22 protein-coding genes are annotated in these 25530 nt (G+C 66.9%); 9 read left to right on the top strand and 13 right to left on the bottom strand.

All coding sequences use genetic code 11. The features are described 5' to 3' along the window. Positions 1 to 30: 30 nt before the first annotated feature. Complete coding sequence (locus IBL26_RS00210; RefSeq protein ID WP_187782423.1) at positions 31 to 558, bottom strand: methyltransferase family protein; 528 nt, start codon at positions 556 to 558, stop codon at positions 31 to 33. Between the two features lie 514 nt (positions 559 to 1072). After that, on the bottom strand, positions 1073 to 1690 hold the full coding sequence (locus IBL26_RS00205) for a TetR/AcrR family transcriptional regulator (protein ID WP_187782603.1): 618 nt from the start codon (positions 1688 to 1690) through the stop codon (positions 1073 to 1075). 106 nt (positions 1691 to 1796) lie between these two features. On the opposite strand from IBL26_RS00205, the gene IBL26_RS00200 reads away from it, so the two are divergent. Continuing rightward, positions 1797 to 3026 carry an MFS transporter gene (locus IBL26_RS00200; RefSeq protein ID WP_367615332.1) on the top strand — a complete coding sequence of 410 codons (1230 nt, stop codon included), beginning with the start codon at positions 1797 to 1799 and terminating at the stop codon, positions 3024 to 3026. 291 nt (positions 3027 to 3317) lie between these two features. Here IBL26_RS00200 and IBL26_RS00195 read toward each other — a convergent pair whose 3' ends face one another. Genes IBL26_RS00195 through IBL26_RS00165 form a run of 7 tightly spaced genes read right to left on the bottom strand, consistent with a single transcriptional unit; the run spans position 3318 to position 12675 of the window. Next, entirely contained in the window at positions 3318 to 4670 is a 1353-nt protein-coding gene (locus tag IBL26_RS00195; protein WP_187782422.1) for an LLM class flavin-dependent oxidoreductase, read from the bottom strand. Between the two features lie 29 nt (positions 4671 to 4699). Then, on the bottom strand, positions 4700 to 6556 hold the full coding sequence (locus IBL26_RS00190; RefSeq protein ID WP_187782421.1) for a dipeptide ABC transporter ATP-binding protein: 1857 nt from the start codon (positions 6554 to 6556) through the stop codon (positions 4700 to 4702). Then, the gene (locus tag IBL26_RS00185; protein ID WP_187782420.1) at positions 6553 to 7413 is read right to left on the bottom strand and encodes an ABC transporter permease; all 861 of its coding nucleotides are present in this window, start codon (positions 7411 to 7413) and stop codon (positions 6553 to 6555) included. The genes IBL26_RS00190 and IBL26_RS00185 overlap by 4 nt, the downstream gene beginning before the upstream one ends. Further along, on the bottom strand, positions 7410 to 8357 hold the full coding sequence (locus tag IBL26_RS00180; protein WP_187782419.1) for an ABC transporter permease: 948 nt from the start codon (positions 8355 to 8357) through the stop codon (positions 7410 to 7412). The genes IBL26_RS00185 and IBL26_RS00180 overlap by 4 nt, the downstream gene beginning before the upstream one ends. A gap of 3 nt (positions 8358 to 8360) precedes the next feature. Then, a complete protein-coding gene (locus tag IBL26_RS00175) occupies positions 8361 to 9920 on the bottom strand; it encodes an ABC transporter substrate-binding protein (RefSeq protein WP_187782418.1) in 1560 nt (519 codons plus the stop codon). A gap of 28 nt (positions 9921 to 9948) precedes the next feature. After that, complete coding sequence (locus tag IBL26_RS00170; RefSeq protein ID WP_187782417.1) at positions 9949 to 11310, bottom strand: LLM class flavin-dependent oxidoreductase; 1362 nt, start codon at positions 11308 to 11310, stop codon at positions 9949 to 9951. A gap of 3 nt (positions 11311 to 11313) precedes the next feature. Continuing rightward, complete coding sequence (locus tag IBL26_RS00165; RefSeq protein ID WP_187782416.1) at positions 11314 to 12675, bottom strand: LLM class flavin-dependent oxidoreductase; 1362 nt, start codon at positions 12673 to 12675, stop codon at positions 11314 to 11316. 244 nt (positions 12676 to 12919) lie between these two features. Between IBL26_RS00165 and IBL26_RS00160 the strand changes: the two genes are divergently transcribed. After that, entirely contained in the window at positions 12920 to 13726 is an 807-nt protein-coding gene (locus tag IBL26_RS00160; RefSeq protein WP_187782415.1) for an IclR family transcriptional regulator, read from the top strand. Positions 13727 to 14090: 364 nt separating this feature from the next. Further along, positions 14091 to 14642 (top strand): fasciclin domain-containing protein, encoded by a 552-nt coding sequence (locus IBL26_RS00155; protein WP_187782414.1) that lies wholly within the window; start codon positions 14091 to 14093, stop codon positions 14640 to 14642. Between the two features lie 117 nt (positions 14643 to 14759). Here the strand turns inward: IBL26_RS00155 and IBL26_RS00150 are convergent, their stop codons facing one another. Together IBL26_RS00150 and IBL26_RS00145 are read right to left on the bottom strand one after the other, a co-directional pair. Next, entirely contained in the window at positions 14760 to 16151 is a 1392-nt protein-coding gene (locus IBL26_RS00150) for a DUF1254 domain-containing protein (protein WP_206684100.1), read from the bottom strand. Positions 16152 to 16344: 193 nt separating this feature from the next. Further along, positions 16345 to 18249, bottom strand: coding sequence for an esterase/lipase family protein (locus IBL26_RS00145; RefSeq protein WP_187782412.1), 1905 nt, complete (start codon positions 18247 to 18249; stop codon positions 16345 to 16347). A gap of 252 nt (positions 18250 to 18501) precedes the next feature. Here IBL26_RS00145 and IBL26_RS00140 point away from each other — a divergent pair, with 252 nt between their 5' ends. The 6 genes from IBL26_RS00140 to IBL26_RS00115 all read left to right on the top strand — a co-directional run bounded on the left by IBL26_RS00140 (position 18502) and on the right by IBL26_RS00115 (position 22963). Continuing rightward, positions 18502 to 18942: a Rap1a/Tai family immunity protein gene (locus IBL26_RS00140; RefSeq protein ID WP_187782411.1), complete on the top strand. Its 441-nt coding sequence runs from the start codon at positions 18502 to 18504 to the stop codon at positions 18940 to 18942. Between the two features lie 29 nt (positions 18943 to 18971). Beyond that, on the top strand, positions 18972 to 19256 hold the full coding sequence (locus IBL26_RS00135) for a glycine zipper domain-containing protein (RefSeq protein ID WP_241748808.1): 285 nt from the start codon (positions 18972 to 18974) through the stop codon (positions 19254 to 19256). Further along, positions 19253 to 20011: a DUF2092 domain-containing protein gene (locus IBL26_RS00130; protein ID WP_187782409.1), complete on the top strand. Its 759-nt coding sequence runs from the start codon at positions 19253 to 19255 to the stop codon at positions 20009 to 20011. The genes IBL26_RS00135 and IBL26_RS00130 overlap by 4 nt, the downstream gene beginning before the upstream one ends. Continuing rightward, entirely contained in the window at positions 20008 to 20937 is a 930-nt protein-coding gene (locus tag IBL26_RS00125; RefSeq protein ID WP_187782408.1) for a hypothetical protein, read from the top strand. Before IBL26_RS00130 ends, IBL26_RS00125 begins: the two co-directional genes overlap by 4 nt. Positions 20938 to 21370: 433 nt before the next feature. After that, positions 21371 to 22324 carry a SphA family protein gene (locus IBL26_RS00120; protein WP_187782407.1) on the top strand — a complete coding sequence of 318 codons (954 nt, stop codon included), beginning with the start codon at positions 21371 to 21373 and terminating at the stop codon, positions 22322 to 22324. 48 nt (positions 22325 to 22372) lie between these two features. Continuing rightward, positions 22373 to 22963: a preprotein translocase subunit YajC gene (locus IBL26_RS00115; RefSeq protein WP_187782406.1), complete on the top strand. Its 591-nt coding sequence runs from the start codon at positions 22373 to 22375 to the stop codon at positions 22961 to 22963. A 215-nt stretch (positions 22964 to 23178) separates the two neighbouring features. Here the strand turns inward: IBL26_RS00115 and IBL26_RS00110 are convergent, their stop codons facing one another. Continuing rightward, complete coding sequence (locus IBL26_RS00110; RefSeq protein WP_187782405.1) at positions 23179 to 24330, bottom strand: OmpA family protein; 1152 nt, start codon at positions 24328 to 24330, stop codon at positions 23179 to 23181. 191 nt (positions 24331 to 24521) lie between these two features. Further along, on the bottom strand, positions 24522 to 25190 hold the full coding sequence (locus tag IBL26_RS00105) for a response regulator (RefSeq protein WP_187782404.1): 669 nt from the start codon (positions 25188 to 25190) through the stop codon (positions 24522 to 24524). Positions 25191 to 25530 lie beyond the last annotated feature (340 nt).

Raw genomic sequence — 25530 nt, 5'->3', positions numbered from 1 at the left:
GCGCCACAAGCTTCAGCACCGTGGGCCCCATTACCGTAAGCGTGGCAGGATCAGGCCTGTCTTGTTCCGGTACTGCGCATACTCGGTCGCCAGGCCCGAGGTCGCGAAATGCACCTCTTCCTCACGCGCCGTCTTGTAGTACCAGCCGATGATGAGAAGCGCGGGGAGCCACTGGATGGGCCCGCCAGCGACGGCGGTGCCGAGCCAGCCGAGGCTGTAGGCCAGGTAGAACGGATGGCGGGAATAGGCGTAGGGCCCGCGCATATGGATCATGGTCGGGATGTTGTCGGTATGGGCAATGGCCGGTGGCCGTGTCTTGGTCGTGCGGACCGCCCACCAGAACAGCGCGCCACCGGCCAGGAACAGGGCAATCCCCGCGAGACCCGTCCCGAAGCCGACACCCCGGAACAGGACGAGCGCCACGAAGAGGACGAAGGCCGCGGTGCTGCACGCGGACAGCCGGCTCATCCGGGAGGGCATCCCGCCCTCGATCCGGAAATGGTGCTTTAGTCCCCAGGCGAAGGATCCGAACGCGGCCACGGCCGCCAGGATGGTCAAGGCTATCAGCATGATGGGTCCATCTAAGAGCGTCACCTGGACCTCAATGGCCCATTAAGACGACCGCCGCCACGTAATATGTTTTCGGATTCGTATCATAATTCACCGCGCAGGGTCACGCGAGCCTGGGGGGTAATATTCTATGCAAAACGATCAGTTCGAGGTTTAGCCCACGCCTTTTCGTCCCGCACGCGAAACTGTGATCACAGCCGGCCGGCAGGGCGACAGGGACTTTGATTCCCCTGACCGCAGGTCTTCGGACGGCGCGCGGAGGACCAGAAGTCCGGCCATCGCCCGGTGCCGAAAATGCCTGGTGCGGCGGATCGGTGTCGTGCGCAGGGGCTGGCCCGCCAATGCCGAGGAGCAGGCGTGCAGGAATGGATACATTCGGCGCCGGGGCGAAGAACCGGAACTGGCCGGTCGGCAACGGTGCGGCTGGACGGAGCGAGCCAGAACTGCCGATGCGGGGCTGGCTAGCCGTTAATGGCTCGACCTCCCACCTTCGCACGCCCGTCTAGGGACGCTCTGGTTCCGCGAGTGCGTCCCACATCCGCATGAGCTGTGATGCCGCCGCATCGAGCTTCTCCAGCTCCGTGCCGTCGCGCGCCTCCAGGGAGATGCCGAGCAGAAAGGTGTTGAAGAGGGTGGTCAGCCCCGCAGTGTCCGTCTTGGCCTGCAGCTCACCGCGATCCACCGCCCGTTGGATGCAGTCTGCAAGCGCGGTCCGGTTTCGCTCCCGCTCCTGTTGCACCAGTGCCCGAAGGTGACGGTTCTCCGGGGAGCAGTTGGTGGCCGAGAGCGTCACGAAGCAGCCGAGCGGGTGATCACGTCCCGACTGCATCCGGGCCGATCGCCGCAGCGCCTGTTCAACCGCCTCCCTCGGCTTCAACGATGGGTCGTGCAGGGGCGCCATGACCTGCCCGTGCGTCGCCAGGTACCTGGCCAGACCCTCCTGGAACAGGGCCTCCTTGGAACCGAAGGCGGCATAGAAGCTGGCCGACGAGATGCCGCCCATGCAGGCCTTCAGCTGGCTGAGCGAGGTCGGCTCGTAGCCGTGTTCCCAGAACAGTTCCATCGCCGCTTCCACGGCCTGGTCCCTGTCGAACCCGCGGGGGCGCCCCGTCCTCGGCATCATGACCTCCCTCATTGACTTCTAGATTAATCGGTCCAGAACGGCTTGCCCAGGGGCCGCCGGCTGGGTAGTTGTGGATCAATCGATCCATAATTGGAGCATTCGCATGGACACCCAGCCGACCCGCATGGATGCCACAGCCGATCCGTCGTCAGGGACACTGCCCATGGCCGCGCTGCTGGCGCTCGCGATGACCGGCTTCCTGTGCATCGCCACGGAGACGCTGCCCGCCGGTCTCCTGCCGCAGATATCCCAGGGTCTCGCGGTGTCGCCCTCCATGGCCGGTCAGTTGGTGACGGCCTATGCGCTGGGGTCTGTCGTCGCTGCCATTCCGCTGACCATCGCCACCAGCAGCTGGCCACGGCGCCATGTGCTGCTCGCGACGATCCTCGGCTTCCTGGCGTTCAACTCCGTCACCGCACTCTCCTCGGATTTCTGGCTGACCCTGGTTGCCCGGTTCTTCGCCGGGATCTCGGCAGGGCTGGCGTGGAGCATTCTGGGCGCCTACGCGCGCCAGATGGTAGCACCGCATCTGCAAGGGCGGGCCATGGCTGTCGCCATGGTGGGGACACCGCTGGCCTTGTCCCTCGGCGTGCCGCTCGGTACGTGGATGGGCGGCACCATCGGCTGGCGAGCCGCCTTCGGCGTCATGTCGTTGCTGACGGTGATGTTGATCGGCTGGGTGCTGATCAAGGTCCCCAACTACCCCGGACAGCCCGCGACATCCCGCATGCCTCTGACCCGTGTGCTCATGACCCCGGGCGTCCTCCCGGTGCTGGGCGTGGTCATGGCCTGGATGCTGGCGCACAATATTCTCTACACCTATGTCGCGCCGTTCGTGGCCCCTGCCGGGTTGGAAGACCGGGTCGACCTCGTCCTGCTGGTGTTTGGCATTACGGCGCTGATGGGCATCTGGATCGCCAGCCGCGTCGTGGAGGGTGCGCTCCGCAGTGCAGTCCTCGCCAGCCTGGTCGTGTTCGGGCTGGCGGCGCTGGCATTCGGCATCACGACCGCATCACCCGCCATGGTGTATGCCGGCGTCGGCTTGTGGGGCCTGACCTTCGGCGGTGCCGCAACGTTGCTGCAAACCGCACTTGCTGACAGCGCCCGGGACGGGGCGGACGTGGCCCTGTCCGTGAACGTGGTGGCGTGGAACGCCGCCATAGCCGGCGGGGGAATTCTCGGCGGCGTCCTGCTACGCAGCTGGGGCGTGATCTCGTTCCCCTGGGCGGTGCTGTCCCTGATCCTGGTTGCGCTGTTCCTGGCCTGGTCGGCCCGCGCCCATGGCTTCCCGCCCGGCGGCCGCAAGCAAACGACGCCAGCTATCGGCCATTAGCCTGACCCCAGCCGTTCCCGGCCAACGCCGTGGCGCAATCTCACCGACGGCGGACCGGAACATGCGCAGGGGGAAGCGGGCGCGCCGCCGGTGCCGCGACCCGCGCGCGGCATCGCCTCTGGATGCCCGCAGACACGACGCCACAAGCCGGGCGTGGCCGCGCCTCAACCGCTGCGGGGCGCGGGCCGGCTCCGCCAGCATGCGACCCACCTCGGTGGACCGGGCCTGCACCCGGCCCGCATCAGCGTAACCTTGCGCGCTGACGTGGCCGGGAACTGAAGGCCTCAGTCGCTACTCGGCCGCTGCGGCGCGGCGGGCGGCTTCATAGCGGTTCACGTGGGGCTTCAGGCCCAGATTCTCCCGAAGGGTCCGCCCTTCGTAGGCCGTGCGGAACAGCCCGCGCCGCTGCAGTTCCGGCGTTACGAGCTCGACGAAATCATCGCATCCACCGGGCAGGACGTTGGGCGTGATATTGAAGCCGTCACAGGCGCCACCAGTGAACCACTCTTCCATCCGGTCCACCACATCAGCGGCGGTGCCGATGACGCAGGAATTGCCCTCGCCCGCGAGCTGCCGCCCCAGCTGCCGGATAGTGAGGTTGTGCCGACGTGCGCGGGCGAGGATATGCTCGGCGCCGCTGCGGACCTGCGGCTCGCCCTGCGGCTCAGGCACCTGGCCGTCGAGGTCGAAGCCCGAGAGATCGCCGAACTCGTTATACAGGCGGGCGAGACCGACCATGGGATCCAGCAGCTCCTGCAACTCGTCGAACTTCGCCTGGGCCTCGGCGCGGGTCCTGCCCACCACCGGGCGGAGCGCCGGCATGATCTTCAGGTCATCCCAGTCGCGGCCGTGGCGGGCCAGGCGGCCTTTCACATCGTCATAGTAGGTCTTTGCATCCCCGATCGTGTCCTGCGCGGCGTAGATCACCTCGGCATGCTGGGCGGCGATGTCGCGCCCCTGCCCCGCCGCGCCGGCCTGGAACAGCACCGGCCGTCCCTGCGGCATCTCGGCGACGTTGAGCGGACCCTTGACCTTGAAGTGCTTGCCGACATGGTTCAGCTCATGCATCCGGCTTTCGTCGTAGAAGACGCCCGATTCACGGTCATAGACCAGCGCACCGGGCTCCCACGAATCCCAGAGTCCCTTGACGACTTCGACAAACTCGGCGGCGCGTTCATAGCGCGTGTCGTAATCCAGGTGCTTGTCGCGGTTGAAGTTGCGGCCTTCGGCATCGGACCAGGAGGTGACGATATTCCACCCGGCACGGCCATGGCTGATGAGGTCCAGCGTCGCGAACTTCCGCGCCAGGTGATACGGCTCGTTATAAGTCGTGGACGCCGTGGTCACGAGGCCAACATGCTTTGTGACCATGGCGAGAGCGGGGAGCAGGGTGAGTGGCTCCATCTCCGCCAGCTCGAACCCGGAGCGTGCGAGCGACCCGCGCGGCAGGTCCTTCTCACGGATCGCAATGCCGTCGGCGAAGAAGATCATGTCGAACAGGCCGCGCTCCGCTGTCTGCGCGTTGCGGACATAGTGATCGATGCGCAGAGTGCCATCGGCCGGCACGTCCGGATGCCGCCAGGCCGCGGGGTGGTAGCCGATGCCACGCATCGACATGCCGAGCCTCATCTTGCGGGTTGCCATGGAAGAAATCCTGTCCTTGTCGATACTATTCAGGCAGTGAGCAGCGCCGGCGCGGCTTCGCGCCGCTCCAGCGTCGGGATGGCCGCGATCAGGTTACGCGTATATTCCTCGCGCGGGTCGCCGAAGACAGCGGCGGGCGGCCCGCTTTCCACGATACGACCGTGGCGCATGATGGCCACCTCGTGCGCCACATGCCGCACCACGCCAAGGTCGTGCGAGATGAAGAGGTAGGAAGTGCCGTTCTCGCGTTGCAACGCCAGCAACTCATTCAGGATGGCGGCCTGCACGGAGATATCGAGCGCCGAGGTCGGCTCATCGCAAATCACCAGCCGGGGGCGGCCGGCGAAGGCGCGGGCGATGGAGACGCGTTGCTTCTCACCGCCCGACATCTCGCGCGGATAGAGGTCGAGATAGCGCTCGCCCAGCTTCACCGCCTCCAACTGCTCGATGATGCGATGGCGCAGCGCCTTGCCCTCCCCTTGCCCGCCATAAAGACGCATGGGGCGGCCGACGATCTCGGCCACGGTCCAGTGCGGGTTCAACGCCGCGTCGGGGTTCTGGAAGACGAACTGCACGGCCTGCTGCGCCGCGCGGCCGCGCTTCTGCACCAACGGGTCCAACACCTCGTTCTCCAGCCGGATGGCGCCATCTTCCGGCACGATCAGCCCGGCGACGCAACGCGCGAGGGTCGATTTGCCTGAGCCGCTTTCACCCACCACGGCCAGGGTGCGGCCCGGCGGAATGTCCAGCGTCACATCATCCACCGCCCGCACCGGGGCGGGGCCGCGCATAAACGGCAGCGCCGGCCGGGCACGAAATTGCTTGCTGACAGCGATGATCTGCAAACGCGGACGCTCCTGCCGCGCCTCGACCAGTTGCACTTCGGCTACCAGCGGCTCGGGCGGCAGGCGCAACGCGACCTCATCGCGATAGTGGCAACGGCTCCGGTGGCCGCCGCCGCTGCTATTGGCCAGGTCCGGCATGCGGCTCTCGCACTCCGCTGTGGCCATGGCGCAGCGTGGGGTGAAGATGCAACCCGGAGGCGGGCTGCGCAAATCCGGCAGCCGGCCCGGAATAGCGGCCAACCGACGGCGCGGGCCGTCAATGGCCGGCATGGCCCGCATCAGCGCCACGGTATAGGGGTGGCGCGGCTGGCGCAGCACCTGCTCCGTCGTGCCCTCCTCGATCAGCTGGCCGGCATAGAGGACACCGACGCGGTCACACACCTGGGCAACGACGCCCATATTGTGGCTGATGAACAGCACCGCCACGCCGGTCTCGCGGCGCAGCTCATTGACCAGGTCGAGGATGACGGCCTCCGTCGTCACATCCAGGCCCGTGGTGGGCTCGTCCATGATCAGCAGCTGCGGATCGCAGGCCAGGGCCATGGCAATGACGACACGCTGCTGCTGCCCGCCCGAAAGCTGGTGCGGGTAGCGATGCGCGATCTCCGCCGGGCGTGGCAGATGCACCCGCTCCAGCAGCGCAACGCCGCGCTTCCAGGCTAGGGCCTTGCCGATTCTGCCGTGCAGGCGGATGGCTTCGGCGATCTGCTCGCCCACCTTGATGGCGGGGTTCAGCGCGCTCATCGGGTCCTGGTAGACCATGGCGGCGGTGCGGCCGCGCAATTTGCCGAGCGCCTGCTCGGACAGCGCCATGACGTCCTGCCCCGCGACATGCACCTCGCCGCTCGCCTGGCCCTTGATATAGCGCATGACCGCGTAGGCCACGCTGCTCTTGCCGGAGCCGCTCTCACCGATCAGCCCCATCGCCTCGCCGGGCGCGATGGAGAAGGATACGCCGCGCACGGCCTGGAGCGGCCCGTAGCTGATGGAAAGGTCACGCACCGCGAGGACGGGCGGCTCGATCTTCGACATGACGGTCATTGCGCGCGTCCCCCACCCGGCAGGGCCAGCCGGTGCCGCAACCGCTCACCCAGCAACACGGTGCCGATGGAGGCCAGCGCGATGGCGAGGCAGGGAAAGACCACGAGCCACGGCGCGATCTCGATGAACTGTTGCCCATCCCGTACCATCAGGCCCCAGGCCGGCGTTGGCGGCGTGACGCCGATGCCGAGATAGGCCAGCGAGGCCGCCAGCAGGACTCCCGATGTCACGCGCAGGGAAAAATCCACAACGATGATGGGCAATACATTGGGCAGCAACTCGCGAAACAGGATGAAGGAGGCCCTCTCGCCGCGCGAGCGCGCTGCCTCGATGAACTCGCGGTGGGCGAGGTCGACGACGATGCTGCGCACCAGGCGGGCTGAGCGCGGCCAGAACACCAGCGCGATGGCAGCCACCACATTGATGGGCGCCGGGCCCAGCATGACCACCACCAGCATCGCCAGGATGAGGCCGGGGAAGGACATCAGCGCGTCCATGAAGCGCATGATGGTCTCGTCCACCGGGCCTTGACGGTAGCCCGCGGTGAGCCCCGTCACCGTACCCAGCGCCACCCCGAGGGCGGCGGCGCCGACGGCGAGCAGCAGCGTCGGCCGAGCGCCGGCCAACACACGGGAGAACACGTCCCGCCCGAATTCATCGGTGCCGAAGGGAAAGGCCAGGCTGGGCGCTTCCAGCGAGTGCATCGGGTTGAAGGCCGTCGCCGAGTAGGGTGAGAGAGACGCGCCGGCGAGGATCAGCATCACCATCCCCAGCACGATCGCGGCGCCCGCGAGATCCGCCACGCCGAGGCGCGGCAAGACGATGCGCCGGTGGGCCGGCAGGGCTACGCCGCTCATGACCGCAGCCTCGGGTTCATCAGCAGCGCGGCGACATCGGCCAGCAGGTTGCCGATGCCGTAGGCGGCAGCGACAATCAGCACGACGGCCTGGATGACCGGCACATCGCGGTAACTGACCGCGTTGGTGACCAACTGGCCCAGGCCGGCGTAGGAGAACAGCGTCTCGACCACCACCAGGCCGCCGATGACATAGCCGAAATACATGCCGATCTCCGCGATGGTCGGGGGAAGCAGGTTCGGCATCGCGTGCTTCATCACCACGCGCCAGCGCGGCACACCCTTGAGAACCGCCGTGCGGATATAAGCGCTGCCCATCACCTGGATCATGCTGGCCCGCGTGACCTGGCTAATGAAGGCCAGCATGCCGGTTATGAGGACACCGATGGGCAGGATCAGGGCTTCCGGGCGCGCCAGCGGATTCTCATTCGGGTCCATCAGGCTGGAGCCGGGCAGGACGGGCCACCAGATGCTGAAGGCGAGGATGCCGAACAGGCCGATGACGTATTCCGGAAGGGCATAGGCGCCGACAGCGATGCCGCCGATCACACGATCCAGAACTCCACCTGGCTTCAGCGCGGCCATGACACCGAGCGCCACGGCCAACGGTGCCGCGATGGCGAGCGTGATCAGGCCGAGAATGGCGGAGTTACCGAGACGGCCCATGAGAATGGGGCCGATCGGCTGCCCATGTTGCAGGGAGCGGCCAAAATCCCCCTGCAGGACGCCAAGTAGCCATCGCAGATAGCGCTCAGCCAGGGGCTGGTCGAGGCCAAGCGTCTTACGCACGGCGAGGACCTGATCCGGCGTGGCCATGTCACCCAGCACCGCCGTCGCCACATCCCCTGGCAGGACGTTGACGATGGCGAAGGTCAGGACGGACACGGCGAACAGCACCACGACCAGAAGCAGCACGCGGCGCAGGATGAAGCCGAGCGCCTGCATGGTTCAGGCACTCAGCCACGTGCCGCGGGTCTCAATCGTACCGTACTTCGGCGGCTGGAAGCCCTGCACCTTGTCCGAGGTCACGCCGACATAGTTGCGGAAATAGGGCACCATACGGTCGCTGTGTCGTTGCAGCAGACGCAGCACGTCGGCGGCGATCTCCTTGCGCCTGGCGGTATCGACCTCCGCTATCATGGCGTCCAGCTTGCCATCGAGGCCTGGCGCGACTTCCGTGTTGCCGTAGTTATAGATGCCCTTGCTGTGATGGATCTTGTAGATCGCATCATACAAGGTCGCGGATCCCGAAAAATAGGAGGAGTACATCGGCATCTTGCGCGCGACATTGGCGGCGTACTCGGTATAGGGAATGTCCCGCACCCGCACGGTGACGCCGATCTTCGCGGCGGCCTCGGAGAAGGCCAGGATCATCTTCGGCGCCGGCTGGCGGTCGCTGGTGGTGTAGGCATCGATGGTGAGGTTGGAGACACCTGCCTCCTCCAGCAGCTTCTTCGCCCGCGGCAGATCCTGGTCGATGACCGGCAGTTCCGGCAGATAGAAGCTTCCCGGCGGCAGTACGACGTCGTTGCCGGGCACGCCCTGGCCGAACAGCGCGGAAGCAACGATGGCCTTGCGGTCTGGAATGTACTGGAACGCCTCCCGCACCTTGGCGTTCTTGAAGGGGTCCATGTTCGCCATGATCTGGATGGTGTGATAGTCGCCGGTCGGTGCCGAGTAGGCCTTGAAGCCACGCGCATTGCGCATGGTCAGATAGGTCTCCAGCGGGATCTGGGTAATGAGATCGACCTGCCCGCCACGGATCGCCGCCTGCATGGCGACGGCCTCGCGGATGAAGACCATGCGGACACCATCCAGATGCAGCACGTCCGGGTTCCAGTAATCCGGATTCCGCTCCATGGTGATGGAGGCGCCGGGCTGGAAATCCTTGAACTTGAACGGACCGGTGCCGTTGGGCGTATCGCGCAGGCTGTCGATACCCTTGGCCGGCAGGATGCGGCAGGCGCGGTACGCCAGCACCACGGGGAACTCGCCGAATGGCATGGTCATCGCCACGCGGATTTTGTGCGGGCCTTCCGCCGAAACCGCGGCAACCGGGCCGAAACATCCCAGGCCCGCGCCAGCCCGCGAGCGATCCATGGAACGCTCGATCGTGGCAACGACATCCGCCGATGTCAGGGTGTCGCCGCTATGGAACTTCACGCCCTCCCGGATGGTGACCACCCATTCTTGCCCGCCCTTCTCGGCGGTCCACTCGGTTGCCAGTTGCGGCGTTGGCTGGGCCTTGTCGTCCAGCGTGACCAGGTTGTCATAGACCATCTGCCCGAATTCCATTCCGGAGAAGGAATTCGTCTGCATCGGGTCCAGCATGTCCGGCGGATCGGGCCGGCAGAAACGCAGCACGCCACCCTTGCGCGGCGCGACGCCGGATTGCGCGTACCCCGCGCGCGTTGGCAGGCCGGCCACGGCCGCCCCACCCAGCGCCATGGCGCCGCCCAACAGGCCACGGCGTGGCAGGATGAGGTTCGGGAAACGGGAGAGAGTCATCTGGCACGGTCTCCGGTTACAGGGGATGTCAGGCGGCGCCGGGCATGGTGTATCGGCTGGGAATCCAGGGCAGGCCCAGGTTCTCGCGCAAGGTGCTGCCCTCGTATTCGGTGCGGAACAGACCACGGCGCTGCAATTCGGGAATCACGAGTTCGACGACATCATCCGCCGAGCCGGGCAGCCAGGGCGGCTGGATGATGAAGCCATCGGCGGCACCTTCGCTGAACCACTGTTCCATCGTATCCGCCACCATGTCCGGCGAACCGATGACGCCGAGATGCCAGAAGCCGGCGGAGACGGCGGCGAGGAGGTCGCGGATGGTCATCTTCTCACGCCGCGCCCGTTCCATCATGGTCAGGGTGAAGCTGGCGTCACGGCCGGGCGTGTTGTGGTGGTCCGTCATAGTAAGGTCGGGCACCGGCGCATCGAGCGGCAGGCGGCTGAGATCGGGGAAATGATTGATCAGCAGCATGCCGTGGCCGACGCGCGGGTCGAGCAGATCCTGCGCGCGCTGGAACTTCGCCCTCGCCTCCTCCTCCGTTCGGCCGATGACGGGCATGATGCCCGTCATCACCCGCAGCGCGTCCGGTGCCCGTCCATGCGCCGCGATCCGCTGCTTCACAGACGCATAGTATTCCTGTGCCAGCGGCAGTGTTGGCTGGGCGCTGTAGAGCAGATCTGCGTGCTCGGCCGCAAAATCCTGCGAATTGGCGGAGGTTCCGGCCGTAACGATGGGTAGCGAGCCCTGGGGCGGCCGTGCCGTGTCCAGCGGCCCACGCACTTTGAAGTGCGCGCCTTGATGCTCGAGGAAGTGAAATTTGTCGCGGTCGAAATACTGGCCGCTGGCCTTGTCACGCATGAAGGCATCGTCGTCCCAGCTATCCCACAGCCCGCGCATCACGGTGAGGAACTCGGCGGCCCGCTCATGCCGACTGGCTGAACTATCAGGGCCCTGCTGGTTGAAGTTGCGCGCCTCGTCCACGCTGGTGCTGGTCACGAGGTTCCAGGCGGCGCGGCCATTGCTAATATGGTCGATGGAGGCCAGCCGCCGCGCCAGCGCATAAGGATGCGAATAGCTGGTGGAAGCCGTCATCACGAAGCCCACATGCTCCGTGACGGCGGCCAGGGCGGCACAGAGGAGCGTCGGCTCCAGCTTGATATGGCCCTGCTCCATGTCCCGACGGATGCGTGGGTCATCGGTGTTGCGTACCGCTGCCTGGTCCGCGAAGAACAGGAAGTCCATTTTGCCGCGCTCGGCAATCCGCGCGCAGTTCAGGTAATGCTCCAGGCAAAGGCCGTTATCCGGTGGGCTCTCCGGCAGGCGCCAGGCGGCGTAGTGGTAGCCTTGGTTGGCGACGGAAAGGCCAAGCCGCATCATCCGCTGCGCCATGGCTCAGCCCCCCACCGCGTACAGGGGCTGCAAGGCATGCCGGCTGACAGCGGGCCGCAGGCCGAGATGCTCGCGCAGCGTGGCGCCTTCGTACTCGGTGCGGAACACGCCGCGCCGTTGCAGCTCCGGGATCACCAGATTGACGAAATCCTCCGAGTCGACGGGGATGCAGGGCGACTGGATGTTGAACCCATCGGCGGCGCCGGTGGTGAACCATTCCTCCATCAGGTCGGCGATGCTCTCTGGCGTGCCCACCACGCCCATGTGCCAGAACCCGGCGGAAACCTTCTCGTAGAGTTGGCGGATGGTGAGGCCGTCCTGCTTCACCTTCTGCATCAGGGGCGAGGAGAAATGGCCCTTCCGATTGGCCGGCATGGCGATGTCCGGCACCGGGCCATCGATGTCATAGCCGGTATAGTCGGGGAACCCGTTGACCACGAGGAGGCCGAGGCCGAGGCGAGGTAGGATCATCGCCTGCATCCGCTCGAATTTCGCCTCCGCCTCCGCCATGGTGCGGCCGACAAAGGGCATGATGCCGGGCATCACTTTCAGGTCGTCGTGGGTACGGCCATATTTTGCCAGGCGCCCCTTCAGGGAGGCGTAATAGGCGCGCGCTGATTCCAGATCCGGCTGACCGCCATAGACGACATCTGCGGAGCTGGCGGCCAGTTCCTGGGCGTTCTCGCTGTCTCCGGCCGTGAAGACGGGAATCTGCCGTTGCGGCGTGGTTTCGCAGTCCAGCGGGCCACGCACCTGGAAATGCTTGCCCTTGTGGTTCAGCACATGGGTGCGGGACCGGTCGAAGAAGATGCCGCTGGCTTTGTCGCGCGGAATTCCGCCGTCGTCGAAACTGTCAAACAGCCCCTTGAAAACGTCCAGGAATTCGGCGGCACGCTCATGCCGGTGGTCGGACGGCAGCACACGGTCCAGGCCGAAATTGCGGGCTTCATCAATGGAGAAGCTGGTGACCATGTTCCAACCGGCCCGGCCCTTGCTGAGATTATCCAGCGTGGCAAATTGCCGGGCGAGGTTGTACGGCTCGTTATAGGTGGTCGAACCGGTCGCCACGAGGCCGACGCGGCTGGTGCAGGTCGACATGGCCGCCAGCAGCGCCATGGGCTCGTGCTTGACCAGCTGGTGCTCCAGCTCCCGGGCGATGGCAGTGTTGTCGAGGTCCCTGACAGCCGAGGAATCGGCCAGGAAAATCAGGTCGAACTTCCCGCGCTCCGCCAGCTGCGCACAGTACTTGAAATGGGCGAAGCGCATGTTGCCATCGGCGGGGACGCCGGAATGGCGCCAGGCGGCGTAATGGTAGCCGAGATTGGCTATGGAAAGCCCAAGGCTCATCGTCCTGCGCGCAGCCATCCGAAACCTCCGTCATTACCCGTGCCGGCAGGCGCGGGTGTCATGACGATCCAGCTGGCGAACGCGCGGCCTATCGCCGTCACGCTTGCTTCGCCGATCGTGGTTTCCGGTGATGGTGTGTCTTCCCGCCGCAACTATCAGCCGATCCGCAGGGATGTGGGAAGCGGAAAAGCGCACTGCGCATTGAGTTATTGCATAGCGATGAATGTAGCCTCAGGCTCTCCCTGGTACGGGGGAGACCGGGATGAAAGACACACAGATGGCGCGGCAGCCTGACTTGGACCGGGACCCCTTGCTCGTCCGCTCGGTTGGCAAGGCTTTCGCACTGCTCTCCGCCTTCGACGCCCGCAACCCAAGCCTGAGCCTGACACAGCTGGCCATCGCCGCTGGGCTGGATCGCAGCGCGACGCAACGCTTCGCCCACACGCTCGAACCACTGGGCTATCTTCGCAAGGACGCGCGCAGCAAGCGGTTCACGCTCAATGTACGTGTGATGGATCTTACCGCACGCTTCCTGGGTACCGATCCCCTGGTCGCGGTAGCGCGCCCCTATCTGCTGCATCTCAGCCAGACGACTCACGAGACGGTCAATCTGAGTATGCGGGACGGAACGGATACCGTTTTCGTCAACCGTCTGCTGGGCCAACATGTGTTGAATGTGGATGTGCCCATCGGGACGCGGATGCCGCTCTACTGCACGTCATTTGGTATCGCCATCCTGTCCACCCTGCCGACGGAGGAGGCACGGTCTGTTCTTTTGCAGTCGGACCGGAAGCGTCTGACCGAAGCGACGGTCTGGGAGATGGAGCCACTGATGGAAAAGATCACCCTCAGCGCGGCACGCGGCTATGCGACCACAGCCGAGGAAATCTATCACGGCGACGTCGCCGTCGCCGCGCCGATCGTCAACGGGCGCGGCCGACCGTTGGGGGCGGTGAACGTGGCATCGCTCCGTTCCCGTATTGCGCTCGAAGAGATGGAACGCCGATACGCCACCTTGGTGATGGAGACGGCGCGCTCCATCTCCAACGCCTGCGCTGCGCTGGGCTGAAAGCTTGGCCCCAGGGCGACGGTGAGAGGCGAGGCGCCCCTGCCCGCGCCTCCTGTAAGGTCACCCTATCCCGCGATGCCGTGAGCAGGCTGGTCCCACCGAACGGTGCGGACCAGCAGGGCTGCTACCCTCGGGTCGATCCACTGCCTTCGCCGTCAGTGGCACCTGGTTCCCGGTACAGCCCCAGCTACGGCAATGTCTCCGCTCCTGTCAGGTCTTTGCCCGATAGCTGAACTACCGTCATTGCGTAGATTCGTCAGCCTGCGCGAAGGCAGGTTCGGTCTGCCCGTAGCGTCGGACCAACCGTTGGCAGGCCCGGCTGACAGGTTGCGTACGAAATGGGCCGCCACATGGAGACAGCCCTATGGTCCCGACCTCCCCTTCCAACTCAGCCGCACCAACGGTCCGGCGGCGCAGCTTCGTCCTGGCCGCAGGCGGCTTTGCCGTGGCTGCGCCGGCGCTTCTGGCGCTGCGTCCGTCCCGCGCTGTTGCGCAGGCCCGCTCGGCGCTCGATCTCATCAAGTCGGCGCCAGCGGTTTCGATCTTTGCCGAGATCATCAAGAACCACGGGCTGGAAGAAGAATTCAGCGCTTCCGGCAGCTTCGGCTTCTTCATTCCGGTGAACGGGGCGATCGAGAGGGTGCCCGCCCTGCAGGTCGAGCGCTTCCGGGGTGACAAGGAGTATGCCCGGAAGGTCGTGCTGAACCACATCACCGATTTCAGCGCCATGATCAACGGCTTCGGCGGCTCCGAGGGGACGTCTGAATCCCAGCGTATCCGGACCAAGGCCGGCTATAGCTTGACCCTTGTGACCGGTAGCGGGCAGCCAAGATTGGCTGGCTTCCCCATCACCTACACGAACATCCAGGCCAGCAACGGATACTGCCATGCGCTCGACGGCGTATTGATGGTTTGACCGATAATCCGGGAGCCGCGCCGGTCGCGTTGGCCGGCGCGGGTCTGGTGGTGGTACCACGGGGAAGGCATCTCCTGCCTTCCCCTTTCAGCCTATGAGCTCATCGCCCTCTCGCGCCTACGACTGTCGTTCGATATCCGGAAGTCGCCAGCTCTTGTCGAACAAAGGACGCTCCGGGCCGTAGAAGCGGAACATCACTTCGAACCGGCCGTCGGCCCGTGTTGGAATCCAATTCTCCTGCTGGCCCGGCGGGGCGGCAGGCCCGAACAGCAGATCGACGGACCCATCGCCGTTCTGCTTCAGGCCCTGCGTGTTGGAGGAACGGCTGGACCAGGGCAGCTCCCGGATCAGGGCATGCGTCACGCGGTCATAGGCCGTGACGGACCAGTACAGCCGGACCGGAACAGCGCCAGGCACCCGCAGGCGGTAGGTCGCGCTGCCATCCAGCGGCTGCCCCGCCTTGTCCTGGATGGAAAGCAGGTAGAACTGACCCTCCCCCAGATGCTTCGAGCTGAAGAATGCGAAGGAGTAGGCAATGCCCCGCCCATCGGTCGGGTAGCTGTCGCGGTCGCCAAAGCTGGTCTGCATCCCCTTGGCGAGGGCCGGGCTGACCGGCAGCGCCCAGCGCGAACCCTCGAAATAAGGGGGCGTGTACAGGGCCTCGTAGCTGGCTTCGAGGAACTCGTGGGCTTCGCGCATGCCGGCGGCCAGGATCTCGCGCTGCCTCGCCTCTGGTGAGAATGGCTTGCCTTTCTCGATGCCGATCGTGCGCAACGGGTCTATCATCGCGCGGTCCCGTTCAATCCAGGGCTCGCGCTGTACGAATCTGTCGAGAGCCTGGAAGAAGCGCAGATCATAGGGGATCGTGCTGTCGAACGGCATGTCGGCCGCGTCCACGAAGCGCGTCTCCGGCGGGCTCGCTGCCTGCGCGAGCGGGTAGAAGCGGATCATCCGGCCATAGCGGACTGCCCTCGCGCGATCTTCGTCGCTACCGCCCCGCAGGTTGGAGCGGAGCAGCGCAAAGCCGGCATAGGTGGCGGACGGCAGGGCGATGTGCCCGTCTGGCACTGCGCCCTGATAGCCCGGAGGCAGGATGAGGTATTTGCCGCCAGCGCCCTTATCGACGCCGGCCGGGCCGACATCCTCCAGCGCCGTCTGCCAGCCATCATCGATGCTGCCGGTGATCGAACCCTCGCCGGCGGGTGGAATCTCCAGCACGACAGGGCCAGCATCCTTGGTATTGTAGAACGGCATGACGTAGATCGTGTCGGGGTTGGGCGTGAGCGTCTGGTTCTTCCAGGTGAGCGGACGCGACCAGTAGACCACTTGGTTGAAGGTGGCCCCTGCATCCGCCATGGCCTGCGCCATCAGCTCGAAGTTGACCGCCGGCATGCCCCAGATCGCCGCCTCGACAGCCCGGCGGTGCAGCATTCGTTCGGTGAGCCCGGATAGGGCGACGCTGGCCTGGGTGCCCTGCGGTGCCGGCGCTGGGCCGGCCGGCTGGGCCACGGCGGCCGCGGGCAGCGCGGCTAGGATGCCTGGCAAAGCGCGACGGGAGATGTCCGGTAGCATGTCTTGCCCTTCCCTGTTGCCTTGGCCGCGCCGCGTGTCGTTGAGCGGCGCTGCCGTTGGGAACGATAGGGTATGCGGCGATGCACGCTATCAGTGGAAGCCCTGAGACGATGGGGAGCAACCCGGTATGTCACGGCCGCGGCGGACCGCAGCGCCGTGTGTCCCGGCACACGATGGCGAGGTGTTGCCGCAGGATACGCCGGACTTCATTGATCGTGCGCGGATCGGCCTGGGTCGAATGCCCCGAACCCTCGATCACCAGCTCCGACTCCACCCCCTGGATATGCGCGCTGGAATACGCCACCACGCCGTCGGTACGGTCGGCGAGCGGGCCGCCACCCAGCGTCGGGATGATCGAATGCGCGTGCACGCCTGGTGCCATGGGCTGCCGGCTCAACGCTTCCACGAAGATGCTGCCCGGCGTCATGCCGTACACGCTGCCGATCCGCAGGTTGCTTCGGTCCACAGAAAGGGCGGAGGCGTTGTTGGTCAGCATGTCGCCGGTTGCGGCCACCACGGCGGCCGGCAGGGTTACCAGGCGCCCGACGAGATGCGCGATGCTGTAGGCGGACACATAACTGCCGCCATGCGGCGTCGCGATGAACACGACGCGCGAGACCTGCGGCATCGGCTGCGGGAACAGCGCGCGCCGCAGCAGGTCGCGCGATTGGGGGCGGAGCGTCAACGCATCCAGCGGCTTGGTGCTGAGGGCGTTCCAAAGGCTATCGCCGGGGTCGATGACCAGCATTTTGGTCAGCAGGCCGCCCTGGCTGTGGCCCATGACGACCATGTTGCCCAGCGCCGGGTCCGCCGCCACCCCTCCCAGTTGCCGGATGGCCGCTTGCAGCGCGTCCCGCAACGCGAGGGCGGAGTACGGGATGGGATTTCCGGTCGCGTAGGCGAAGAACCAGAATTCGAAATTTTCGCGGATCACACGATCTTCTTGCAGGTCGTTGACCATGTCGGCCCACCGGAAGGGGCTGGACGCCGTGCCATGCACCAGGACTACCGGCATGCGTCCGCGCCGGTGCGGCTCCAGCGCCGCCAGGCGGGACGTGTCGCGGCCGGCAAAGAGATCCCCGAACAGGAAGCCGCGCAGTTCTGAGCTCCACGGCGCGGTCTGCGCCACGCTGAAGGCGCGTGCTGCCGTCTGGTTGAACTCCAGCGGCACCTGCTGGTCGGCGATCCGGATGCTGGACGCCTCGAAAATCGAGTGCATCGACAGCGTGCCCTGCAAGGCCCGGCCTGCAAGCTGCTGCCTCGCGTGGGGGAGCCGCAGCAGAACAGCTGTCGGCACACGCAACCTGGGCGCGACTTCCAGCCCCTCGTTGGCGGCCGGCTGGCTGTTCGGGCTTGCCGCCATCGGGGCGCCGATGCCGGCGCTGCGATAGAGATTGCGGAAGCCTGCCACCGACAGGTTGATCGTTGGCACCAGGGAGACGACCTGCCCTTCCTCCAGCCTGAGCGCCGCGACATCGGCGGTGATGTCGATGGTGCCGAAAGGCAGGGCGTACCGGCCGGCCAGCAACGCGGCGCTGGTGCCGTCGGGGTTGGAAAGTGCGGCGCTGAGGGCAAGGTTGTAGAGATCGCACGCCCAGCGGAACCTGGGGTCGTAAGGGTCCGGCCGCTGCCGCGGGTCATCGGGAAACAGGAAGGCGTAGGCGTAGAGGGTGGCGGCCAGGTAGTCCGGCCGGGCGTCCTCCCCGCGCCCCTGCAAGGCACGCGCCTGCAGGTAGCTGAGCTCGGCGAGGGCGAACAGGTCGTCCGCCGGCTCCTCGTCGATCAGCATCCAGCCATGCAGGGCGCGGATCGTCTCCACCGGAAACATCGCATAGGTGTCGAGCAGGGCCCGCTGGCGCAGCGTGGTCAGGCTGACTTCGCTCGGCTCGTTGCTGGACAGGGCATTGCGGTTGAGGCGGTGGTAGGAGCTGCGCGTATCCGTCTGCTCGACGGTCACGGGCGCCGCACAGGCGGCCAGCAGCAACACCAGCATCCAGGCCAGCCAACGGGATCCGGGGGGCGGGTGGTGCGGCATGCGGGTATCCCCTGAGCGATGTGCGGCGTGGGGAGCATTCGAGCGAAGGACCGGTGGCCGCTATCAGGCCAACTACCGAGGCATGGCGGAAACTTGCCTCATCTGCCTTCATTCTCGTCGTCCAGTCGGGTCTCCGTGTCGGTTCGGTCGGTAGTTCACCCGATCATCAGGCGCGGATCGCACGCTCTAAGCTCTCCTCCGGCACGGGCGGGACATCGCGCCACGCGCCGCAGCCGCAACAGGAGGGATGCCGTGCGAACACGCTGCCGACACCAGGTCTGGCTTCCGGCCGGGCTGTTCCTGCTATCCGCCACCACGGCCCTGGCCCAGCCGACGCCGGAAACCGCCAGGCCACGCTCCCTCGGTGAGCTGGCCGCGATCTGCGGCACGCCTGCGGGGCAGGCACGGCAGGTGGAGGCACTGGCGTTCTGCCATGGCTACCTGCTGGGCGTGGGCGACTTCCATGCCGCCGTGTTTCCGGCGTCCGCCCGGCCCGGCCCGCTGTTCTGCCCGCCCACCCCGGCACCGAGCCTGATGCAGGTCACGGATTCCCTGGTCGCCTGGGCCCAGGCCAACCCGCAATACGCCGCGGACCGCGCCATCGATGGCGTCGCTCGCTGGGCCAAGGCCACCTATCCCTGCCCGCCGCAGCCAGCCGCGCCTCCCGCCCGTGGCGGGCGGCGAAACCCGTGAGGACCGCCACCATGGAAAGGACAGCCGCCATGCCTCGCCGCTCGCTCCGCCTCGCCGCCGCCCTGCTCGCCGCCGGCCTGGGTATCGCCGGCTGCGCCGATATGAATGACACCAGCCGCCGGACCCTGACCGGGGCCGGGGCCGGCGCCCTGGCCGGCGGCGCCATCGGGTCCTTCACGGGGGATTTCGGCTGGGGCGCCCTGATCGGCGCCGGTGTCGGTGCCGCGGGCGGCTACCTGTACGACCAGAGCCGGCAGTCCGAGCAACGCGCCTATACGCGGGGCTACGAGCAGGGCTCGCAGTCGCGGCCATGACCGCATTCGGCGCCGTTCATGCCTGGGCGGGCGCAGGGCTCGCGCTGGTGCTGGGCGGCGCGCCGGTCCTGGCGCAGCCGGCGCCCACGCCAGTTTTGAGCGAGGAAGCCGACCAGTTGCTTCGCCAGATGTCCGCCGCCCTGGCCGGTGCGCCCAGCCTGGCCCTCGACGTGACAAGCCTGCGGGAGGTGGAACTGGCGGATGGCCGCACCGCATCCCTCCTCACGGACATGACCATCGCCATCCGGCGCCCCAACCGGCTGCGCGCCGACCTTCGCGGCGACGCCGTCCTGGCCGACGTCTACTACGATGGCCGCCAAGTCACGGTGCATGCCATTCCACAGCAGGCTTACGCGCAGGCGGATGCCCCGCCATCCATCGACGGCGCCCTGGCGTTGTTGCAGGAACGGCTGGGCGTGCCGCTGGAACTGGGCGCATTACTGGTTGCCGACCCGCACGCCCGGCTGGCGCCCGGCACCACGGGCGATGTCGTCTCCACCACCCATGTGTCCGGCCGCCTGGCCTGGCATCTGGTGCTGCAGAGCGGGCCGACCGCCTGGGAGTTGTGGATCGATCAGTCCGGCCTGCCGCTACCCCTGTTGGCCTCGGTGGTACGGGATGGCCGGCGCCTGCTGCTGCGCTTCGATGCCTGGCGGGTGGCGCCGCAGATCGCCGAACGGTTGTTCCAGTTCACCCCGCCGCCCGGCACACGCCCGATCCCCTTCGCCGTCCGGCAGGCAGGAGACACGCCATGAAGTCTTGCGGGCCAGTCCTGCTGATCGCCGCTTCCTGCGTTCTGGCCGCGCCGCAGGCAGAGGCGCGGCTGGGAGATGGCGGGCGCGGGATGCAGGGCGGTAGCTTCCATGCGCCAGCCGGCGCGGGTGGACGGCATGCCCATGGTGGCGGGCCGCGCGCCGCAGCGGGCGGCCGCGTCCACGCTGGCGGCGGCCGCGCCGAAGGGAGCCATTCGCGCGGCGAACGGCCGCAGCGGGCGGAGGGGGCGCGGCGGCCTCAGCCAAACCCGAACAGGCCCGCCGGGGTTCAGCACGCCGACCATTCCCGCCAACGCACCAGCCAGCGCCGGGAGGTCCAGGGAGGCAGGCAGGTCACGGTCAACGCCGGCAATACCGTGGTCGCCGGCCACGGCGCGCGGCCGGTTCCGCCCGGCGCCGCCGGCGGATACCGGCCACCGCCCGTGGCCTACCCCGTCTATGTCGGCGGCAATTCGGGCTGGGATGCCGGTGCGGTGATTGCCGGCGGCCTGGTGGCCGGGGCGACGGCGGGCCTGGTGGCCGGCGCCGTCAGCAATGCCAACGCCCCGCCGGCCGTGATCGTCGCGGCCCCCGCACCGTCTGCCGCGACGGCCGCGCCTGCCGCTGCGGACCAGGCTCGCCAATCGGCCGATGCAGCGCAAAGCGCGGCCAGCGAGGCGCAACAGGCGGCGAGACAGGCGCAGAGCGCGGCCGCCGCCGCAGCCCCGCAGCCGGCCAGCCCACCACCAGCACCGACCCCGCCGGGTGCGCGCTACGCGCTGGGCACCCGCTTCGCGCAACTGCCGGAAGGCTGCCAGCCGGAGCGCATCGGGCCCATCAGCTTCGACCATTGCGGCCAGGACTGGCTGCAGCCGGTGATGGAAGGCGGCACCGTTGCCTGGATCGCGGTGCCCCCGCCCCTGGGCTGAGCACGGGCTACAGGCCTTCCAGGTCGGGACAGGGAACTATGCCGAAGCGAAACCCCCAGTCCGCGCCTGTCTTCGGCCGTCGCAGGGGAACTAGGGGTCCGAAAAGCATACTGGCCGGCACCGGGCCAATCCTGACGATCCGCGCCGCCTGCACGTTCAGCGGCACCGTCCATTCCCGCATCATCCGTTGATGGCAATGATGCGGAGAAGCCGCGGGATACGAAGGGCTGCACCCCGGATGGAACTTTACCGCATGAGGCAGTCGCGTATTGCCGCCGCTATGCATCACGCGCTGCATGCGTGTCCGCGCGGCTGTCTTCATACAGCGAAAATCAGCATGCGGTTCGGGTGAAGCACTGATGCCGGTTCCGGTGATTCTTCCTCAATCTCGACGCCACGGCCCAGGTGGCCCAGGCAATGGGAGAGGCGGACGATGCGTCGAATCATCCATGGGCAGGATGCCCGTCTCCCCTATTTTCTGCTCGCAGCCGGTATCGCGCTGGCGCCGGCCGCCGCCGGGGCGTCGGAAGGGGGTGGCGGCCATTATATCAGCGGCGCCTATACGGGCCCCAAGGCCGGCATCGTGCCACCGGAGCCGGGCGTGTACTGGAGCACCTCGGCTTTCTATTACGGCGCATCCGCCAGCAACTCGCTGAACCTGCCGGTCGCCGGCGCCATCCGTGCGGGGCTGGAGGTGGACTTCGCCAGCTTGGCCTATGGCGTCGTGTATGTGCCGCAGCTCGACATGGGGAACTTCACCTTCGCCATGGGCGTGACGCTACCGGTCCAGTACATGCGCGCACGGGCCTATGCCGGCGGCCGCTCCCGCACGGATAACGACTTCAATCCTGGCGACATCATCCTGTCCCCGGCCATCCTGGGCTACCGAAGCGGCACGCATTTCTTCCAGACCAGGCTGGACATCTTCGCGCCGACAGGCCTGTACGATGCGTCGTCCCTGGCCAATGTCAGCATGAACTACTGGACCTTCACGCCGACCGTTGCCTACACCTACCTGCATCCGCCATCAGGCCTCGACATCTCGTTCAATCTCGGCCTCGACATCAACACGCGGAATGCGAAGACCGACTACACCAGCGGCGCCATCCTCCACCTGGACACGTCGGTGAGCCTGGATGTCGGCGGGGGTCTCGGCCTCGGCGTCGCCGCATCGGCGCTGCAGCAGGTGCAGGACGATGAAGGCCGGCTGGCGCAGCAGCTCGGCGGCTTCCGGGGCCGCGCCTTCTCGGCCGGTCCGCTGGCGCGGTACGCCTTCAAGATCGGCGAGACCGAGCTCAACGCATCCCTGCGCTGGGTGACCGAATTCGGCGCGCAGAACCGGCCTTCCGGCGACGGTGTGTTCTTCGCGGTATCCGCGAAGTTCTGAGGCGCCGGATCTCCGCTCCCAACCCAACCCCGTTGAAGGAGACGTCCCATGCCAGCCCAACCCTCTCGGTCTACCCTGCCCGGCCTGCTTGGCATCGTGGCGGCGTTGGCCACCGGCCCGGCCCTGGCGCAATCCGCCGCCATCCTGGATGCCGGCGGAGCCACCGCGATCGTCGAGACGATCGACATGCGGGACCGCGCCGTCCTGCTGCGGGGCGAGACCGGCAACCTGCTGACCGTGCATGTCCCGCGCGAGGTCCGGAACCTGCCGCAGATGCGGCCCGGGGACCGGGTGAGCATCAACGTCGTCAACACCGTGGCCGCGCGCATCGCCCGGCCCGGCGAGCCGTTGCCGCAATCCACCGCCACCGCGGCGCGGACAGCGGCGGGCGAACGGCCGGGCGGGCTGTTCGTCGACCACCAGCGGATGCGGGTGAGGATCGAGGGCGTGGACGCGCCCAGCAATACGGTCGCCTTCATCGGCGAAGACCGCGTCCCGCGCCGAATGACATTGCGGGATCCGGCCATGCAGGCCCTGTTGCCATCGCTGCGCGTGGGTGACGAGGTCGATGTCACCTTCACGGAGGCCGTGTCCCTCCGGGTGATTCCGGCTGACCAGGGCAGGCGCCCGCCAGCCTGATGGACACATGCCGCGCCTGGTTCCCCCGGCGCGGCATGTTGCTTCACTTCGCTTTCAGAGCATGTCCGCGGCCGACCCTGCGGCGGGCATGCTCCACTTCAGGCCCGGTATCGCCTGAGAGCGTGACGGCTTCCGGCGGAATCACCGGAAGCCCCGGTCACGCGCCCATCAAAGGCCTGGAGCATGATGCGTGACAGATGCGAACGCATCCTGCTCTAGCGCAGAACGATCTCGACACGGCGGTTCTGCGGTTCACGCACGCCATCGGCCGTGGGCACCAGGGGCCGGCTCTCGCCGAAAGCCTGAACGATGATGGAGGAACGGGCCACACCTTGGCGCGTCAGCTCCGCGGCCACCGCATCCGCGCGGCGCTGCGACAGGCGCTGGTTATACTGCGGCGAGCCGGAGCGGTCCGCATGGCCGGCCACTTCGATCCGCGTGGTCTGCACCCGGGCCGAGTTCTGCGCTGCCTCGGCGATGATCTGGCGTGCACGGTCGGTCAGGTCGGCGCGGTCCCAGTCGAAGAACACCAGATAGGTCCGCGATGGTGCCGGGGCGGCGGCAGGCGCCGGTGCCATGGGCACGACCGGCGCCGGCGGTGGGGCCGTGTTGAAGGCATAGCGCAGGCCGACCATCAACGAGTGGTTGTCGTTGCTCATCTCCACATTACCACGGCCGACGGCGCCGGCAGAGGTGGTGACGCGGGTGCCGATCTCCGGCTTCGTGGTGCCGAAGAAGCGGTACTCCGTCGTGATCACCAGGCCCGGCACCGACTGGATCGGGAAACCCAGGCCGGCGATGCCTTGATAGGCGAAGACGTCGTCCTCACCATCGATCAGCAGGCGGGTGCCGTTGCTGGTGACGCCATCCACGCCATCCAGCTGCGTCCGCGCCCAGCCGATGCCGGCGCCGAGATAGGGCTGTACCCAGCGTGGCCCGCCGAACAGCGCCTCCAGGTCGAAGTCATAGTACACATTGGCCATGGCGCCCCAGTTGCGCGTCTTGCCACCGATGTTGTTGAAGCGCTGGGCCCCGAAGCCGGACAGGGAGTCCGTCGAGTTCTCGCGGAAATTGCCTTCCAGCTCCGCCCGCAGGCCATTGCCGAAGCCCCAGCCGACGCTCAGGACGCCCACCCACCCGGTCTCGCTCTCCAACTTGCCGTCGGAGTCCGCGCCGGGGATCGCACCGCGCAGCACGCTGCCTGCTGTGCCGCGGACGTTGACATCGCTATCCTGCAACCAGTTCGACCCTGCCCCGGCCCCGATATAGATGCCGGAAACTGGCTGGGCGGCGGCCTCGCCGCCTGGATACAGGGAAAGGCTGGCGAGCAGCGTGCTCACCACCACGCCGTTCAGTTTGTGCGACACTTCTGCCTCCTGCATGAATCATCTCGCAGATGCGGCATTGCCAGGCATCGCTGGCACGCGCGGCATTATGCTTATGTCGCCAGCGAGACAGGAACGATCAGGCAAAGACCTGAGACGAGGCAGATTATTGCCGGTGAACACCTGAGGCGGCCGTGTTCCCGGCCAGCCCACCCACGCCATCGCTGGCCCTGTCAGATGGATGTCAGGTTGTTCCGCAAGGCGTAGCGCACCAGGTCGACAACCGAATGCGCATCGAGCTTTCGCATCACGGTGGAGCGGTGCGTCTCCACCGTCTTGATGCTGATGTCGAGCCGCGTGGCGACGGCCTTGTTGCTGAGGCCCTCGGCCAGCAGTTGCACGATCTCCCGCTCCCGCGGCGTCAGCGGCTCGCCGGCAACACCCTCCACCGGCGTCGTGGATGAAGCCCTGAGGAAACCGTCGAGGATGGTCTCGCTGACCTTCCAGTTGAAGTAGGGCCGGTGTGCGGCCAGCGCCTCCACCGCCGCAACAACGGACCGCGCGGCATCCGACTTCAGCAGGTAGCCCTTCGCACCTGCGGCCAGGACCTCGCGGATCAGCTGCTCGCTCTCATGCATGGTAAAGATCAGGACCTCGGTCTTCGGCGAGGCCTTCCGGATGATCCTGGTCGCGTCGAGCCCGTTCAGGCTGGGCATGGAGACATCGAGAATCGCGATATCCGGCAGAAGCTGCCCTGCGAGATCCACCGCATCCCGCCCGTTCAGGGCCTCGGCGCAGACCTGCCAGCCCTCATGGCTCTCCAGCAGCGAACGCAGCCCGTGGCGGACAACATCATGATCGTCTGCGAGGAGAATACGAAGCGGGGCAGGTTCCTTCGGCATATCACCTTGCTTCGTTCGGCTTGGTTGAGCGGGTCACAACGCGGAGTCTAATAGTCGCGGCGGGGAACCGTGATCGGGGCGAACCCCTGCGCCGCGGATATAAGGACTGTAGGCCGCGTATCGCTCTGCGCCGCGAATCCCTCCGCTGAAGAACCGCCTCAGGCCCAGGATGCCCGGATGCCGGCAATGCGTGAAGGCCTGAGCTGCGGCGAGAAGCACCCGAACGGCAGCCGCGAAGGCACGGTAGGGCGGCAGCCACAATGCGATATCCCCGTCGGAAGGCACTCATCTCAAAACGTTACGGATTCCGATGGTTCCGCTGGATGGAATGAGCTACCTA

This window comes from Teichococcus aerophilus (assembly GCF_014490485.1).
In the GTDB taxonomy this organism is placed as follows: domain Bacteria; phylum Pseudomonadota; class Alphaproteobacteria; order Acetobacterales; family Acetobacteraceae; genus Pseudoroseomonas; species Pseudoroseomonas aerophila.
Note: the sequence above shows the minus strand (reverse complement) of the source record. Positions and strands in the feature narration are given on the sequence as shown.

Bases quoted from the DNA above. Each gene is read 5' to 3' on its own strand.
- IBL26_RS00205 (WP_187782603.1), bottom strand. From the start codon at position 1,690: ATGCCGAGGACGGGGCGCCCCCGCGGGTTCGACAGGGACCAGGCCGTG.
- IBL26_RS00200 (WP_367615332.1), top strand. From the start codon at position 1,797: ATGGACACCCAGCCGACCCGCATGGATGCCACAGCCGATCCGTCGTCA.
- IBL26_RS00195 (WP_187782422.1), bottom strand. From the start codon at position 4,670: ATGGCAACCCGCAAGATGAGGCTCGGCATGTCGATGCGTGGCATCGGC.
- IBL26_RS00190 (WP_187782421.1), bottom strand. From the start codon at position 6,556: ATGACCGTCATGTCGAAGATCGAGCCGCCCGTCCTCGCGGTGCGTGAC.
- IBL26_RS00185 (WP_187782420.1), bottom strand. From the start codon at position 7,413: ATGAGCGGCGTAGCCCTGCCGGCCCACCGGCGCATCGTCTTGCCGCGC.
- IBL26_RS00180 (WP_187782419.1), bottom strand. From the start codon at position 8,357: ATGCAGGCGCTCGGCTTCATCCTGCGCCGCGTGCTGCTTCTGGTCGTG.
- IBL26_RS00175 (WP_187782418.1), bottom strand. From the start codon at position 9,920: ATGACTCTCTCCCGTTTCCCGAACCTCATCCTGCCACGCCGTGGCCTG.
- IBL26_RS00170 (WP_187782417.1), bottom strand. From the start codon at position 11,310: ATGGCGCAGCGGATGATGCGGCTTGGCCTTTCCGTCGCCAACCAAGGC.
- IBL26_RS00165 (WP_187782416.1), bottom strand. From the start codon at position 12,675: ATGGCTGCGCGCAGGACGATGAGCCTTGGGCTTTCCATAGCCAATCTC.
- IBL26_RS00160 (WP_187782415.1), top strand. From the start codon at position 12,920: ATGAAAGACACACAGATGGCGCGGCAGCCTGACTTGGACCGGGACCCC.
- IBL26_RS00155 (WP_187782414.1), top strand. From the start codon at position 14,091: ATGGTCCCGACCTCCCCTTCCAACTCAGCCGCACCAACGGTCCGGCGG.
- IBL26_RS00145 (WP_187782412.1), bottom strand. From the start codon at position 18,249: ATGCCGCACCACCCGCCCCCCGGATCCCGTTGGCTGGCCTGGATGCTG.
- IBL26_RS00135 (WP_241748808.1), top strand. From the start codon at position 18,972: ATGCCTCGCCGCTCGCTCCGCCTCGCCGCCGCCCTGCTCGCCGCCGGC.
- IBL26_RS00130 (WP_187782409.1), top strand. From the start codon at position 19,253: ATGACCGCATTCGGCGCCGTTCATGCCTGGGCGGGCGCAGGGCTCGCG.
- IBL26_RS00125 (WP_187782408.1), top strand. From the start codon at position 20,008: ATGAAGTCTTGCGGGCCAGTCCTGCTGATCGCCGCTTCCTGCGTTCTG.
- IBL26_RS00120 (WP_187782407.1), top strand. From the start codon at position 21,371: ATGCGTCGAATCATCCATGGGCAGGATGCCCGTCTCCCCTATTTTCTG.
- IBL26_RS00115 (WP_187782406.1), top strand. From the start codon at position 22,373: ATGCCAGCCCAACCCTCTCGGTCTACCCTGCCCGGCCTGCTTGGCATC.
- IBL26_RS00105 (WP_187782404.1), bottom strand. From the start codon at position 25,190: ATGCCGAAGGAACCTGCCCCGCTTCGTATTCTCCTCGCAGACGATCAT.